This window comes from Amycolatopsis sp. NPDC006125, from assembly GCF_040614195.1.
GTDB lineage: Bacteria > Actinomycetota > Actinomycetes > Mycobacteriales > Pseudonocardiaceae > Amycolatopsis_E > Amycolatopsis_E tucumanensis.
Genome location: NZ_JBEXTZ010000012.1, coordinates 13,896 through 28,368, shown reverse-complemented (window position 1 = coordinate 28,368; position 14,473 = coordinate 13,896). Strand labels below are relative to the sequence as shown.

The window sequence follows — 14,473 nt, the reverse complement described above, 5'->3', positions numbered from 1 at the left end:
CCGGGATCACTGCGGTTCCGGGGCCTTTTCGCCGCGCGCCGTCACCGCGCGCAGCACCGGGCGCACCAGGACCGCGCCGGCCAGGAGGATCACGGCCGCGCCGAGGCAGGCCGCGCGCCAGCCGGAGCCGGTGCCGTAGAGCAGGCCGGCGGTGAAGGCGCCGATGGTGGCGCCGAGCAGCGTCGCGCTCTCGTAGATGCCCATCGCCCGGCCGAGGCTCACCCCCGCGGCCTCGGCCACGATCTCCTGCTCGACGGGGATCGCCGCGGCGAACGCGGCCGCCGACAGCACCCACATCCCGGCCAGCACCACCGGGTTGGGCGCGAACGACAGTCCTGCCGCGAAGACCGCGCTGCACCCCATCGCCAGCGACAGCACCGTCGTGCGGCCCAGCCGTCCGGTCACCTTGTGCAGGTACTCCGGCAGTGTCGTGTAGACGATGAACCCGGGCAGGAACACCCCGGCGATCTCGCCCAGCTCCAGGTGGTGCCCGCGCTGCAGGTGCATGAGCAGCAACAGGGCCACGCCCGCTTCGGCGAGCGCGGTGATCACCACGAGCAGCAGCATCGGCCGCAACCGCCTGCCCAGCTGCCCGAACCCCTGCCCGGTCGTCCGCGGCGCGGCCGGACCCGTCGGCGCGAGCATCACCACCGCCGCGACGGCACAGGCGGCCGCGCCGAGCCAGAACACGCCGCGGTAGTCGATGCGCGGCACCAGGGACATGGCGGCGACGAAGGCGATCCACGTGCCAGCGCCCTCGGCGGAGAACAGTTTGCTGAACGCGGCCTTGTCGTTGTCGAGCCCTTCGCCGACACGGGCGCGCAGCGCCACCCAGAAGATCGCCCCGCCAGCGCCGCCGAGCACCGCGGCCGCGAAAGCCGGCCCCAGCCCCGGAGTGACCGCGTACCCGGCGAACGACAGTCCATAGAGGACAGCGCCGATGGCGGCCAGCCGTCCGCGGTCGAAGCGGTCGGCCAGCACCCCCGCGAGCGGCCGCACCACGAACGACACCAGGGTCTCCAGCGCCGTCAGCGCCCCCACCCCGGCCGCGCTCGCGCCCAGCGCGCTGCCCGCCCACAGGGGCAGGAAGAAGTCCAGGACCTCGACCGGCCCGCGCGTCAAGGCCGCGGCCAGCTCGTTCTGACTCGCGCGGCGTTTCCCCTGCGCCATCGCAACCCCCAGGTTTTGAAGATACGATCGTATCTTAACGCGCGCGGTCAAACGATTTCGGCGACTCCGTCGATCTCGCACCTGGGCGTCGAAGTCGGCCGGATTTCGTGCGTGGCCGGGTCGAGCGGCCCCTGTCCGGAGGTGAAGACCAGGTCGCCGGCGCGCATGGCCTGGGACAGCGGCGGCTCGGTGCCGTCGGGGAAACGGACGAACGGAGCCATGCCGGTGTGGATTCTCTCGATCATGCGCGCCATCCCGCCGAACCTAGGATGGCAACCGTGCCCAAGATCGTGGACCGCGAGCAGCGCCGCCGGGAGATCGCGGAAGCCGTGCTCCGGCTGATCGCCAGGGAGGGCATCGAAGCGGTCAGCGTGCGCACCGTCGCCACCGAGGCCGGGCTCTCCGCAGGGGCCGTGCAGAAGTACTTCGCCACCCGCGACGAGCTGTTCCGCTTCGCGTTCGACCTCACCGGCGAGTACATCGAGCAGCGCTGGATGCGCGTCCCGCAGGGCCACCTGCTCACCATGCTGCGCGCGCTCGTCGCCGAGGCCCTGCCGCTGGACGACCAGCGCCGCGCCGAGGTCATCGTCGTCCTCGCGTTCGCGGCGCGCGCCGCGGTCCTCCCGGAGTGGGCGGACCACCTGCGCGAGGGCTACGAGTTCATGCGCGCGCAGACCGCCGACTTCCTCGGCCAGGCCCAGCGCCACGGGCACGTCCGCGACGACCTGGACGCGGGGAAGCTCGCCGACGTCGTCGTCGCCCTCACCGACGGCTTCGCCCAGCACCTGCTGCAGGCCCCGCCCGGGTCGGAGCTGCACCGCCGCCTGCTCGGCTCGCTCGAGTTCGCCCTCACGGAGCTGCTCGCGCCCCGCGCGGCAGAATGACGGCATGCTGCCCAGCACCGAGTTCGCCCTGCTCCGCCGCCTGTCCCTGGAACAGGTGAACGGCCGCGCGCCGTCGATGGTCGCCGCCGTCGTCCGCGACGGCGAGGTCGCCTGGTGGGGCGCGCGTGGCTCCGTCGACGGCGCCGCGCCCGACGACGACACCCAGTACCGCCTCGGCTCGATCACCAAGTCGATCGTCGCCGCGCTCGTGATGCGGCTGCGCGACGAGGGCCGTCTCGACCTCAACGACCCGCTGGACAAGCACGTGCCTGGCACGAGCTTCGGCGCCTCCACCGTCGGGCAGCTGCTCTCGCACACCGGCGGACTGACGTCGGAGTCCCCCGGCTCCTGGTGGGAGCGCAGCGAGGGCGGCGACTGGGCCAGCCTCGAGGCGAGCCTCGCCCGGGACGCGCTGAAGAACCGCCCCGGCAGCCGGTTCCACTACTCCAACGTCGGCTACGGCGTGCTCGGCGAGCTGATCGCCCGCCACCGCGGCACCGACTGGCTGACCGCGCTGAACCGCGAGGTCCTCGAACCGCTGGGCATGTCGCGCACGACGCCGCACCCCACCGGCAAGCACGCTCGCGGCTGGGCGGTGCACCCGTTCGCCGACCTGCTGCTGCCCGAGCCCAGCCCGGACGCCGGCGCGATGGCCCCGGCCGGGCAGCTGTGGTCGACGGTCCGCGACCTGGCCCGCTGGACCGCGTTCGTCGGGGGCGACAGCGCGGACGTGCTCAGCCCGGACACCGTCGCCGAGATGCGCGCGGTCGCCACGGTCGACGACGCCGACACCTGGACCTCCGGGTACGGCCTCGGCCTGCAGGTCCTGCGCCACCAGGGCAGGCGGCTGGCCGGGCACACCGGCTCGATGCCCGGGTTCCTCGCCTGCACGCTGGTCGACGAGGTCACCGGCACCGGCGCGCTGACCCTCGCCAACACCACCTCCGGCCCGGCGATCCTCGGACTGGCGGTCGACCTGATCTCGATCGCCGACGAGCAGGAGCCGAACCTGCCCGAGGAGTGGCGCCCGTCCGAGGTGGACCGGTCGCTGCTCACCCTCACCGGCCTGTGGCACTGGGGCCCGACGCCCTACCACCTGCGGCTGATCCCGGGCGGCATGCTGAGCCTCGCCCCGGTCAGCGGCATGGGCCGCGCGTCCCGGTTCCGCCCGGTCGCGCCGGACGAGTGGCTCGGGCTGGACGGCTACTACGCGGGCGAGACGCTGCGCGTCGGCCGCGACACCGACGGCACGCCGCGGCACCTGGACCTGGCGACGTTCGTCTTCACCCGCACCCCGTACGACCCGGCCGCGCCCGTCCCCGGCGGCGTCGACCCGGAGGGCTGGCGTACCGCATAGTGGGACCCGCCACCGCCGTCACGCGGCGGAAACGCGACCTGCGAGACTGGGTCCATGACCGATGAGCTGACCATTCCGGCTGAACTGAAGCCCTCCGACGGGCGCTTCGGCTGCGGACCGTCCAAGGTCCGGGCGGAGCAGCTGGCGAACCTCGCTTCCGAGGGCGCCGCCTACATGGGCACCTCCCACCGGCAGAAGCCGGTGAAGTCCCTCGTCGGACGGGTGCGCTCCGGTCTGTCCCAGCTCTTCTCCCTGCCCGACGGCTACGAGGTCGTGCTCGGCAACGGCGGCACCACGGCGTTCTGGGACGCGGCCGCGTTCGGCCTGGTGAACGAGCGTGCGCAGCACTTCACCTACGGCGAGTTCTCGTCGAAGTTCGCCAAGGTGACCTCGGACGCGCCGTTCCTGGGCGACTCGATCGTCGTCAAGGCCGAGCCGGGCAGCGCCCCGGAGATCGCCTACGAGCAGGGCGCGGACCTGGTCGGCTGGGCGCACAACGAGACCTCGACCGGTGTCGCGGTGCCGGTGCGCCGCCCCGCGGGCAGCGAGGGCGCGCTCGTCGCGATCGACGCCACCTCGGGCGCAGGCGGCCTGCCGGTCAAGGCCGAGGACTTCGACGTCTACTACTTCGCGCCGCAGAAGTGCTTCGCCTCCGACGGCGGCCTGTGGCTGGCGCTGATGTCGCCGGCGGCCATCGAGCGGGTCGAGAAGATCGGCTCCAGCGGCCGGTGGATCCCCGAGTTCCTGTCGCTGACCACGGCGCTGGACAACTCGCGCAAGGACCAGACGTACAACACCCCGGCGGTGGCGACGCTGTTCCTGCTGGCCGACCAGATCGAGTGGATGCTGTCCAACGGCGGGCTCGACTGGGCGGTGTCACGCACGCAGGACTCCTCGACGCGGCTGTACGAGTGGGCCGAGGAGACCAGCTACACCGTGCCGTTCGTGAAGGACCCGTCGCTGCGCTCGCAGGTCGTGGGCACCATCGACTTCGTGGACGAGGTCGACGCGGCGCAGGTCGCCAAGGTGCTGCGGGCCAACGGCATCGTCGACGTCGAGCCGTACCGCAAGCTGGGCCGCAACCAGCTACGCGTCGGCATGTTCCCCGCGATCGAGCCGGGCGACGTCACGGCGCTGACCAGCTGCATCGAATGGGTCGTCGAGCGGCTTGGCGACTAGTCCCAGCACCAGGAGCAGCAGGACGCCGGTGAGGACGTAGCTCTCGGCGAGCGGCCAGACGCTCCGGTGGTCCCACAACGGGCTGACCACGAACACCATTGTCGCGAGGGCGGCGGTTCCGAGCACCAGCGGCCGGAACCGCCGCCCTCGCCACGTCAGGACCCCGATCACCGGCGCCGCCCACACCCAGTGGTGGGTCCAGGACACCGGTGAGACCAGCAGCGCGCCGACCGCGCACGCCAGCAACGCCACCACGGCGTCGGCGCGCCGCATCACCAGCGCGGTGACGACGAGGGTGACGGCCACCGCGACCAGCCAGGCCCAGGTCGGCGCGCCGAGCCGGGCGAGCAGGCCGTGCAGCGACTGGTTGCCGATGTAGCCGGGGTCGCCGACCCGCTCGCCCTGGAAGACCAGTTTCGTCCAGTACGTGACCGAGGCCTGCGGCGCGATCGCCCACGCCAGGAGCGCGCAGGCGGCGAACGTCGCGACCGCTCGCCCGGCGGCCCGGAAGTCCTTGCGCAGCAAGAAGAACAGCACGAACGCGGCCGGGGTCAGCTTGACCGCCGCGGCGAGGCCGACCAGGAATCCGCGACGGCGGACCGGGGCGAGCGCGTCGACCGCGACGAGCAGCACGAGCAGCAGGTTGATCTGCCCGAACCCGAGTGTGGCGCGCACCGGCTCGCTGAACGACGCCACCGCCTGGACGATCAGCGCGGCGCCGCCGAACACGTGCAGCCGCCGGTCGTACCGGGAAAAGCACAACGCGAGCACGGCGCCGAGCGCGACGACGGACACGACGGTGATCCCGACGAGCGCGACATCGGGCGGAATCACCAGCAACGGCGCGAAAACGAACGCGGCGAACGGCGGATAGGTGAACGGCAGGAGTGTTCCGTTCCGCGTAGGCGGCAATGGGCCGTACGGGTCACCGCGGTCGAAGAACGCCTGCGCGCCGAGCCGGTAGACGTCCAGATCCAGGCCGTCCAACCGCTTCCAGGCCAGCAGGATCCCGACCAGCACGACTTCGATCGCCACTCCCGTGGCCAGCACCCTCCGCCCCACCGCGCAATACTCGCGGATCCTGATCACCGGGGTCCCGTCCGGGTGGCCGAACGGGTGGAATTGCTGCAAGATCAACCAAAAAGTGTCGGCGCGCCTGCCCCGTCAAGCGGACGCGCCGACCTACCGTGAACACCCGAAGGTGAAGTCAGGAGGAAGCGGATGCGGACGCTGAGAGTGGTCGGGCTGCACGAGGACGGTAAGTCCATCGTGTGCGAAGACCCAGCGCGGCGCGAGCGTTTCCTCCTGCCCGCCGATGAGAAGCTGCGCGCGGCCGTCCGGGGCGACGTGCCGAGGCTCGGGCAGATCGAAATCGAGACGGAGAGCCAGATGCGACCACGCGAGATCCAGGCCCGGATCCGGGCCGGCGAGTCGGTGCAGCAGGTCGCGGACGCCGCCGGGGTTTCGGTGGAACGGGTGGAGCGGTTCGCGTACCCGGTGCTGCTGGAGCGGTCCCGCACCGCCGAGCTGGCACAGTCGGCGCACCCGGTGCGCGAGGACGGCCCGGACGTGCGGACGCTCGGCGAGATCGTGGCGTACGCGTTCGGCGTGCGAGGCCAGGACTACTCGCAGGCGTCGTGGGACGCCTGGCGCGGCGACGACGGCCGGTGGATCGTGGCGCTCCGGTGGACCGCGGGCCGCTCCGACAACGCCGCGCACTGGCAGTTCTCGGCCGGCGCGCACGGCGGCACGGTCACGGCGCTGGACGAGCACGCCGAGGACCTGCTGGACCCGCACCGCACGCCGCGGACGCTGCGAGCGGTGGGCGCGGAGGCCGAGCCGCTGCCGGAGCCCGAGCCCGAGCCGGCGGACGAGCAGCCCACGCTCGACATCGACGCCCACCCCGACCCGACGGCAGCCAAGCCGAAGCCGAAGAAGAAGGCCCACCCAGCCGTCCCAGCCTGGGAAGACGTCCTACTGGGAGTCCGCAGCCAGCGCGGCTGACAGCCACGGGGTTGGCGCGAGTTTCCGCAACTCGGGCGAGTTCCGGCTAGCATCGGACACGTGACATTCGAGCGGATCACCGTGGACGCTGACCTGATGGGGGGTCAGCCGTGCATCCGTGGCCTACGGATACCCGTGGCCACGGTGATCGCCATGCTTGCCGACGGCATGACCGTGGACGAGATCGTCACCGAGTTGCCCGACCTCACGCCTGGTGACGTCGTGGAGGCGCTGCGGTTCGCCGCCGAAGCAGTACGGGAACGTGAGCTGCCCCTGAGGCACACCGCGTGAGGTTCCTCGTCGACAACAATCTGTCGCCTGCGGTTGCCAAGCTCCTCACCGACGCCGGACACGAGGCTGTCCACCTGCGGGAGTACGGTCTGCAGGCCGCTCCGGACCCGGTCGTGCTGGCCGTGCCCGCGACGAAGACCGGATCCTGATCTCGGCGGACACCGACTTCGGCACCCTCCTCGCCCGGGAGCACGCCGACCGTCCATCGGTGCTGCTCGTTCGCCGTCTCGTCGGTCGACGAGCTGCCGATCAGGCAGCCGTCATCATCGCCAACCTTCCGACGGTCGAGGACGATCTGGCGAGCGGTGCAGTCGTCGTGCTCGCCGACGATTGGCTCCGCGTGCGTCGTCTCCCATTACTGCCCTGATCGACTACGCGGAACCGGCCCCACACCAGACCGCCGCCCCGGCAGCAGCGACGCATGCCGCTGCCCCGGCCCCTCCCCATAACGCGAAGCCAGCCAATCGGCCACGACCCCGGTCCCGGCAGCGTAAACACCCTTGTGCGCCAGGTCCACGACGAGCTCCCGCCGCGGCCAGGTCCACGGCGGCGCCCCCACCCCGGTCGCGTTCTCCAGCGTCTGGTCGTTCGTCAGCCGGACCGCCCAGAACATGGCCGACGCCCACGGGCCGCGCAGCCCGGCCGTCGCCATCACGCCCCGCAGCGCCCCCAGCAGCGCGCCCTGCCCGAAGTGCATCGCCAGGTTCACCGACCGCCGCCTGCCGTCCGGCAGCCCGAGCAGCCGTGCGAGGGTCCGCCCCGGCACGTGCGAGTCCGGCCGTCCGGTGAACCGCTGCTCGACCTTCTCCGCCGCCGTCATCACGAGCACGCCCGCCAGCCCGGCGACCGCGCCCTGCGCTACCGCTCGTCCCCACATGCGGGCACGTCTACCCGCGCCGGGCGAATCGAACCACCGCCACGGGGTACTGGGACCTGGTGAAACGAATCCTCACCGCCGCCGAGTCCCTCCGCGCCGTCGACCCCGCCACCTCCGTCGCGGCCCGCGGCCTGCGCAAGGTGATCGGCCGCGGCGCCGCCGACCGCCTGCTCCGGGGCGCCTGGCTCGGCCACCCCGTGCACCCGCTGCTGGTCACGTTGCCGATCGGGGCGTGGCTGTCCTCGGCGGTGCTCGACCTGACCGGCCAGCCCGAAGCCGCCCGGCGCCTGGTCACGATCGGACTGGCCGCGACCCCGCCGACGGTCCTCACCGGCCTCGCCGAGTTCTCCGGACTGGACACCGCACAGCGCCGCGTCGGGGCGATCCACGCCGTCGCCAACACCCTCGCCGCGGGCTGCTTCCTCGCCGCGAACCGCTCCAGCCGCCGCACCGCCCGCTTCTGGGCCGCGGCCGGGCTGGTCACGCTCAGCGCCGGCGGCGCGCTGGGCGGGCACCTGTCCTACGCGCAGGGCGCCGGCGTTGGCCGCTGGTCATCCCTCCAGCCGGACGGCCAGTGAACCCGGCACCACCCCCGGGTCCGTCAGAACACGACGGCCAGCACGCCGAACCAGGACAGCACGACCCCGGCCGCCGCGCCCAGCGCCACCCACCGGATGATCGGCAGCTTCCGCGCCAGCCACAGCGACGGCGCGATCCCGGCGGTGACCACGACCGCCGCGACCAGCACCAGCCAGCCCGCGGTCTCCGCCGCCAGCGCGATCGCGAGCGCCATCATCGCGACGATCACCACCGCCGCCACGAACCCGGCCACCACCAGCCCGGTCGCCCACGGCGTCGGCTCGTCCCCGACCCCGGCGAACAGCCGCGGGGGCTCCTCGGCGCGCGGTGGCGGCGGCACGACCACCTGCTCCCCGGTCACCGGGTCCACGTAGTGCACCGGCGTGCCCATCACCCCGGCGACGCGCGAAGCCAGCTGCTGCCCGCGCCGGGACACCACGGTCGCGGCCTCGCTCGGGTCGTTCGCCGATCGCCGCAGCGCCGCGGCGACCTGTGCCCACTCGTGCAGCGCGTCGGCCAGTTCGACACCCAGCGCGAGGCTGTGGGGGTCGATCTCGCGCGTGTACACGTCACCGTGCCCCTTGAGCACGGCGCGGTCGCCGCGGACCCGCAATTCCACGCATGCACCTTTCCGGCCGTCGCGCCAGGACGTCGTCAATTTACCGCTGCGGCGAGCTCGTAGAAGGCCACCGCCGCGGCAGTGGCCACGTTGAGCGAATCGACGCCTTCGCTCATCGGGATCCGCACCGCGACGTCGGCGCTGTCCAGCGCTTCCGCGGTCAGGCCGGGCCCCTCCGAGCCGAGCAGCAGCGCCGTCCGGCCACCGTCGGCGGCCACCTCGCGCAGCGTCCGCGAGTCGGCGCGGGGCGTCAGCGCCGCCACCCGGAACCCCGCCGCCCGCACCCGCTCAAGCCCGGACGGCCACGGCGTCAGCGCGGCGAACGGCACCCGCAGCACGTTGCCCATCGACACCCGCACGCTCCGCCGGTACAGCGGGTCCGCGCAGCCGGCGCCGAGCAGCACCCCGTCGACCCCGAGCGCGGCCGCGTTGCGGAACAGGGCGCCGATGTTCTCGTGGTCGCCGACGCCCTCCAGCACGGCGACCACCCGCGACCGCGCGAGGATCTCGTCCGCGTCCGGCTGGGGCGCGCGGTCGGCCACCGCGAGCACGCCCCGGTTGAGGTGGAACCCGACGACCTTCGCCATCACCTCGGCCGACGTGACGTACGCCGGCACCGGCACGTCCGCCAGGTCGGGCGCGAGTTCTTCGATCCGCCGCTCGACGCCCAGCAGGGCCCGCGGCGGGTACGCTGACGCGAGCAGGCGCCGGACCACCACGGTGCCCTCGGCGATCACCAGGCCGCGCCCGCCGGGCCGGTCCGGTCGCCGGTCCGCCGTGGAGAGGTCCCGGAAGTCGTCGAGCCTGGGATCACCCTCGTCTTCGGTTCGCACGATCTGCGCCACGGCATGAAGTCTGCGGCTTCGGGGTAGATCCTCCGTCGTCGGGGTGGGTGCTCCGAACGTCATGCGTACCACTGGGCCGAACGGAGCAGCAGGGGCCGCGGTGGGGCGCGTCGCAGCGGAGCCACCGTTTTGGCCGATGACCCCGCGACGATCGCTGTGCGACCGTTGTCGGCCGGGGTGCCGCGGCGATCACCACAGCCGCGGCCGAGGACAAGAGCAGGGATGGCATGGGCAAGGACGTGTCGGCGGAAACCTTCAGCCCCCGGGACCGGGCGCGGTACCGGCACAAGCTCCAGCGGTGCCTGGACACCCTGGCCAGGATGCTCGCCGACGACAGCTTCTCGTTCCCGCGAAGACACATCGGGCTCGAGGTCGAACTGAACCTGGTGGACGACCGGCTGCGGCCGTCCATGTCGAACAGCGCCGTGCTGGAGGCGCTGGACGACGAGTCCTTCACCACGGAACTGTCGCAGCACAACATCGAGCTGAACGTGCCGCCGCGCCCGCTCGCCGGGAAGTCCGCGATCGAACTGGAGCACGACCTGGTCGGCTACCTGGGCGAGGCCGACCGGAACGCGACGGCCGCGGGCGCGCGGCTGGCCGTGATCGGCATCCTGCCGACACTGGCGCAGGACCACTTCGACCAGAAGTGGATCACCAACAACACCCGCTACACGCTGCTCAACGACCAGATCTTCGCCGCCCGCGGGGAGAACATGACGCTGTCCATGGACGGCGCCCCGCTCGGCGGGCACAACCCGGAGCGGTTGCGCGCCTACTCCGAGTCCATCCTGCCCGAGGCCGCGTGCACGTCGGTGCAGTTGCACGTGCAGGTGGCGCCGGAGGAATTCGCCACGCACTGGAACGCCGCGCAGTGCCTGGCGGGTGTGCAGGTGGCGGTCGGCGCGAACTCGCCGTTCCTGCTGGGCAAGGCGCTGTGGCACGAGACCCGCATCCCGCTGTTCCTGCAGGCCACCGACACGCGCCCGGAGGAGCTGCGCAACCAGGGCGTGCGGCCGCGGGTGTGGTTCGGCGAGCGGTGGATCACCTCGATCTTCGACCTGTTCGAGGAGAACGTCCGCTACTTCCCCGGTCTGCTGCCGGAGACCGACAGCGAGGACCCGCTGGACACGCTGGAGTCCGGGCAGGCGCCGAAGCTCACGGAACTGATGCTGCACAACGGAACCGTGTGGCGCTGGAACCGCCCGGTGTACGACGTGGTGGACGGCAAACCGCACCTGCGCGTGGAGAACCGCGTGCTGCCCGCGGGCCCGACCGTGCTCGACATGATGGCCAACGCGGCGTTCTTCTACGGCGCGCAGCGGGCGCTCGCCGAGGCGGAGCGTCCGGTGTGGACACAGATGTCGTTCCAGGCAGCGGAGGAGAACCTGTACGCCGGCGCGCGCAACGGGTTTGACGCGCAGCTCTACTGGCCCGGCCAGGGCTGGGTGCCGCCGGACGAGCTGGTGCTGCGCGTGCTGCTGCCGCTCGCGGTCGAGGGGCTGCGCAGCGCGGACGTGTCCGAAGCGGCCATCGACCGCTACCTCGGCGTCATCGAGCAGCGCTGCCTGACCCGCCGCAACGGCGCGTGGTGGCAGCGGGCGGTGGTCACCGGGGCGGAGGACCGCGGCGAGGACCGCGAGACCGCGTTGAACACCATGCTCGGGCGCTACCTGGAACTGAGCCGGAGCGGCGAGGCCGTGCACACCTGGCCCGTGGACACTCCGTGATCAACCGGGCTCTGTTCGGGTCAATCCGGCCTTGTTAGGGTAGCCTAAGTGACCGATGTCGCTTACAGTGCCACTCATGGCGGCTCCCCTCGCGGTTGACTCGGACCTGACCCAGACCCCGTTCTCGACCACCCTGAGGGAGTCGACACGGCGGGCGCACGACCGAGCGCACCACTCCCGGTACATGCGGGACCTGTTCAACGGCGACCTGGACCTGACCGAGTACGCCCGGCTGGTGGCCCAGTACTGGTTCATCTACCAGGCGATCGAGGAGGCCGCGGACGCGATGCGCCGCGACCCGGTCGGCGGCCGGTTCGTGTTCGACGAGCTGCGCCGGGTGCCCGCGCTGGCGGCCGACCTGGAGTTCCTCTACGGCGAACAGTGGCGGGACCGCGTCACGCCGGTCCCGGCCACCGAGGACTACGTGCGCCGCATCCGGTCGGTCGCCTTCGACTGGGCAGGCGGCTACGTGGCCCACCACTACACGCGCTACCTCGGCGACCTCGCCGGCGGACAGGCGGTGCGCAAGCTGCTGGCCAAGGCCCACGGCGTCGAGGGGCCGGGCGCGCTGTTCTACCACTTCGACGACATCGACAACGTCCCGGCGTTCCGGAAGCGGTACAAGGCGCTGCTCGACGACACCCCGTGGACCGGGGCCGAGCGCGACCGGATCGTCACCGAGACACTGGTGGCGTTCGAGTTCAACATCGCGGTGCTCGACGACCTGGCCCAGTGATCATCCGCACACCCCGTTGACCTCCATCTAGCTGGAGATTGCAGGGTTGGGACATGACCGGTTCCCGCAGTGCGGACAGCGGCTCCCCAGTTAGCTTCCCGCGCGCGCGAGGACTAGGTTTTGATACCGCAAGGGACTCTGCGTCAGACAAGAAGGAGGGCTGATGGCCCGCTACGAGCTTCCTGACCTCGACTACGACTACGGCGCGCTCGCCCCGCACATCTCGGGTCAGATCAACGAGCTGCACCACAGCAAGCACCACGCGACCTACGTCAAGGGTGCCAACGACACCCTGGACAAGCTCGCGGAGGCTCGGGACAAGGGCGACTTCGGCTCGATCGTCGGCCTGGAGACCACGCTGGCGTTCAACCTGGCCGGGCACGCCAACCACGTGGTGTGGTGGAAGATCCTGTCCCCCGAAGGCGGCGACAAGCCGACCGGCGAGCTGGCCTCGGCGATCGACGAGGCGTTCGGCTCGTTCGACAAGTTCCAGGCGCAGTTCAACGCCGTCGCCACGACGATCCAGGGCAACGGCTGGGCCGCCCTGTCGTGGGACCCGATCGGCAAGACGCTGATCACGCAGCAGCTGCGCGACCACCACAACAACCTGATCCTGCCGACCGTGCCGATCCTGCTGGTCGACGTGTGGGAGCACGCCTTCTACCTCGACTACAAGAACGTCAAGGCGGACTACGTCAAGGCGCTGTGGAACGTCTACAACTGGGGCGAGATCAGCAAGCGCTTCGACAACGCCGTCTCCGGCGGCAACGGCCTGCTCCTCTGAGCGAGCCTGATCGAGGGGTCCTTCCGCGCACCCGCGCGGACAGGGCCCTTCTTTTTTTCCGCTTGACCTCGACCACAGTGGAGGGTGCAGGCTGGCTGCCATGGATGTCGACGCGTACCTGGCCCGCATCGGAGCCGGCCGTCCCGCCGCCCCCACCCCGGCGGCGCTGCGGGAGCTGCACGAAGCCCACCTGCTGGCGGTTCCGTTCGAGAACCTCAGCGTGCACCTGCCCGAGCGGATCGTGCTGGACGAGGACGCGTTGTTCGACAAGGTCGTCCGGCGCCGCCGCGGCGGGTTCTGCTACGAGCTCAACGGCCTGTTCGCGGCCCTCCTGCGTGAGCTGGGCTTCCCGGTGACCCTGCTGGGCGGGCGCGTGTTCGGCGGCGGGCAGTGGGGCCGGCCGCTGGAGCACCTGGCGCTGCGGGTCGACCTGGACGAGCCGTGGCTGGCCGACGTGGGCTTCGGCCGCTTCGCCCGCCACCCGCTGCGGCTGACGGCGTGCGAGCCGCAGACCGACCCCGAGGGCGAGTTCCTGGTGGTGGACGCGCCGGACGGGGACATCGAGGTGCGGCTGAACGGCGAGCCGGCCTACCGGCTGGAGAAGCGGCCGCGGCAGCTGTCCGACTTCGGCCCGACCTGCTGGTGGCAGGCCACCTCGCCGGAATCGCACTTCACGCAGAACGTGCTGAGCACGATCTCGACGCCGTCCGGGCGGGTCACCCTGGCGGGCGACAAGCTGATCGAGACAGTCGACGGCAAGCGGGCCGAGCGCGAGCTGAGCGACACCGAGAAGGTCGAGGCCTACCGGGTGCACTTCGGGATCGACATGAACGAAGCCCCGGTGCTGGGATCCTTCCCGGCACCGGGGCTCCGCCCGTTCCCGAACTGACTGCCGCTCCCACCACGAAGCGGACAAGCATTAGGTTAGCCTAACTTCACCAACCCCCGCAAGGGGCCGGTTCCGGGAGATCGTCCGTTCACCCGTCGGCGTGATCGCGGCGGACGATCGCCCGTTCCAGCAAGCCGTGGAGCGCGCGCTGCTCACCGGCGTCGAGAGCGGCGAGCGGTGAGTCGCGCACGAGGAGATCGAGGAGCTTGCCGCGCAGCTCCTCGCCCTTCGCGGTGAGGACCAGCTGACGGGCGCGGCGGTCGGTGGGGTGCGGCCGGCGCTCGACCAGCTCCAGCTTCTCGAGCTTGTCCACGACGAAGGTGGCGTTGGACGGCTCGCAGCTCATGCGCTCGGCCAGTTCGCGCATGGTCATCGGCCCGGTCATCTCCCGCAGCGCCGTCGCCTGCGGCGCGGTGAGCCCGAGAGCGGCGGCGCGTTCGCGCACGTGGTCGGCGATCTGCTGGGCCAGCCCGTTCACCAGCCCGCACAGCTCGCGTTCGGCGATGACCTGCGGTTCCATGCTCCCATC

17 protein-coding genes and 1 pseudogene are annotated in these 14,473 nt (G+C 71.8%); 11 read left to right on the top strand and 7 right to left on the bottom strand.

The genetic code is table 11. The annotated features are described in order from the left end of the window. Positions 1 to 6: 6 nt before the first annotated feature. Positions 7 to 1,170, bottom strand: coding sequence for an MFS transporter (locus ABZ193_RS08910; RefSeq protein ID WP_020416875.1), 1,164 nt, complete (start codon positions 1,168 to 1,170; stop codon positions 7 to 9). A gap of 47 nt (positions 1,171 to 1,217) precedes the next feature. Continuing rightward, a complete protein-coding gene (locus ABZ193_RS08905) occupies positions 1,218 to 1,424 on the bottom strand; it encodes a hypothetical protein (RefSeq protein ID WP_354709457.1) in 207 nt (68 codons plus the stop codon). A gap of 15 nt (positions 1,425 to 1,439) precedes the next feature. On the opposite strand from ABZ193_RS08905, the gene ABZ193_RS08900 reads away from it, so the two are divergent. Genes ABZ193_RS08900 through serC form a run of 3 tightly spaced genes read left to right on the top strand, consistent with a single transcriptional unit; the run spans position 1,440 to position 4,590 of the window. Further along, a complete protein-coding gene (locus ABZ193_RS08900) occupies positions 1,440 to 2,054 on the top strand; it encodes a TetR family transcriptional regulator C-terminal domain-containing protein (RefSeq protein ID WP_027935691.1) in 615 nt (204 codons plus the stop codon). A 4-nt stretch (positions 2,055 to 2,058) separates the two neighbouring features. Beyond that, entirely contained in the window at positions 2,059 to 3,411 is a 1,353-nt protein-coding gene (locus ABZ193_RS08895; protein ID WP_020416878.1) for a serine hydrolase domain-containing protein, read from the top strand. 54 nt (positions 3,412 to 3,465) lie between these two features. After that, entirely contained in the window at positions 3,466 to 4,590 is a 1,125-nt protein-coding gene (gene serC, locus ABZ193_RS08890) for a phosphoserine transaminase (RefSeq protein ID WP_020416879.1), read from the top strand. Here the strand turns inward: serC and ABZ193_RS08885 are convergent. Beyond that, positions 4,498 to 5,727 (bottom strand): glycosyltransferase 87 family protein, encoded by a 1,230-nt coding sequence (locus ABZ193_RS08885; protein WP_237338974.1) that lies wholly within the window; start codon positions 5,725 to 5,727, stop codon positions 4,498 to 4,500. The two genes, serC and ABZ193_RS08885, sit on opposite strands and share 93 nt — an antisense overlap. 84 nt (positions 5,728 to 5,811) lie before the next feature. Here ABZ193_RS08885 and sepH point away from each other — a divergent pair, with 84 nt between their 5' ends. From sepH to ABZ193_RS08870, 3 genes and pseudogenes are all read left to right on the top strand, one after another. Further along, a complete protein-coding gene (gene sepH / locus ABZ193_RS08880) occupies positions 5,812 to 6,594 on the top strand; it encodes a septation protein SepH (RefSeq protein ID WP_020416881.1) in 783 nt (260 codons plus the stop codon). Between the two features lie 60 nt (positions 6,595 to 6,654). Continuing rightward, a complete protein-coding gene (locus ABZ193_RS08875) occupies positions 6,655 to 6,885 on the top strand; it encodes a DUF433 domain-containing protein (protein ID WP_020416882.1) in 231 nt (76 codons plus the stop codon). After that, positions 6,882 to 7,252 (top strand): annotated as a pseudogene (locus tag ABZ193_RS08870) (DUF5615 family PIN-like protein). Before ABZ193_RS08875 ends, ABZ193_RS08870 begins: the two are co-directional and overlap by 4 nt. On the opposite strand, the gene ABZ193_RS08865 reads toward ABZ193_RS08870, so the two are convergent. After that, positions 7,241 to 7,762 carry a hypothetical protein gene (locus ABZ193_RS08865; RefSeq protein WP_020416884.1) on the bottom strand — a complete coding sequence of 174 codons (522 nt, stop codon included), beginning with the start codon at positions 7,760 to 7,762 and terminating at the stop codon, positions 7,241 to 7,243. The pseudogene ABZ193_RS08870 and the gene ABZ193_RS08865 sit on opposite strands and share 12 nt — an antisense overlap. A gap of 59 nt (positions 7,763 to 7,821) precedes the next feature. Here ABZ193_RS08865 and ABZ193_RS08860 point away from each other — a divergent pair, with 59 nt between their 5' ends. Continuing rightward, entirely contained in the window at positions 7,822 to 8,340 is a 519-nt protein-coding gene (locus tag ABZ193_RS08860; protein ID WP_020416885.1) for a DUF2231 domain-containing protein, read from the top strand. Positions 8,341 to 8,363: 23 nt separating this feature from the next. Here the strand turns inward: ABZ193_RS08860 and ABZ193_RS08855 are convergent, their stop codons facing one another. Together ABZ193_RS08855 and ABZ193_RS08850 are read right to left on the bottom strand one after the other, a co-directional pair. Then, the gene (locus ABZ193_RS08855) at positions 8,364 to 8,960 is read right to left on the bottom strand and encodes a DUF2537 domain-containing protein (RefSeq protein ID WP_020416886.1); all 597 of its coding nucleotides are present in this window, start codon (positions 8,958 to 8,960) and stop codon (positions 8,364 to 8,366) included. 35 nt (positions 8,961 to 8,995) lie between these two features. Then, positions 8,996 to 9,805, bottom strand: coding sequence for an RNA methyltransferase (locus tag ABZ193_RS08850; RefSeq protein ID WP_237338975.1), 810 nt, complete (start codon positions 9,803 to 9,805; stop codon positions 8,996 to 8,998). A 227-nt stretch (positions 9,806 to 10,032) separates the two neighbouring features. Here ABZ193_RS08850 and ABZ193_RS08845 point away from each other — a divergent pair, with 227 nt between their 5' ends. The 4 genes from ABZ193_RS08845 to ABZ193_RS08830 all read left to right on the top strand — a co-directional run bounded on the left by ABZ193_RS08845 (position 10,033) and on the right by ABZ193_RS08830 (position 13,944). Next, on the top strand, positions 10,033 to 11,535 hold the full coding sequence (locus ABZ193_RS08845) for a glutamate-cysteine ligase family protein (RefSeq protein ID WP_237338976.1): 1,503 nt from the start codon (positions 10,033 to 10,035) through the stop codon (positions 11,533 to 11,535). A gap of 76 nt (positions 11,536 to 11,611) precedes the next feature. After that, entirely contained in the window at positions 11,612 to 12,271 is a 660-nt protein-coding gene (locus ABZ193_RS08840) for a biliverdin-producing heme oxygenase (protein ID WP_237338977.1), read from the top strand. 163 nt (positions 12,272 to 12,434) lie between these two features. Continuing rightward, the gene (locus tag ABZ193_RS08835; RefSeq protein WP_017985168.1) at positions 12,435 to 13,055 is read left to right on the top strand and encodes a superoxide dismutase; all 621 of its coding nucleotides are present in this window, start codon (positions 12,435 to 12,437) and stop codon (positions 13,053 to 13,055) included. Between the two features lie 100 nt (positions 13,056 to 13,155). After that, a complete protein-coding gene (locus tag ABZ193_RS08830) occupies positions 13,156 to 13,944 on the top strand; it encodes an arylamine N-acetyltransferase (RefSeq protein ID WP_237338978.1) in 789 nt (262 codons plus the stop codon). Positions 13,945 to 14,032: 88 nt separating this feature from the next. Here ABZ193_RS08830 and ABZ193_RS08825 read toward each other — a convergent pair whose 3' ends face one another. Then, complete coding sequence (locus ABZ193_RS08825; RefSeq protein ID WP_237338979.1) at positions 14,033 to 14,464, bottom strand: MarR family transcriptional regulator; 432 nt, start codon at positions 14,462 to 14,464, stop codon at positions 14,033 to 14,035. Positions 14,465 to 14,473: the final 9 nt, after the last annotated feature.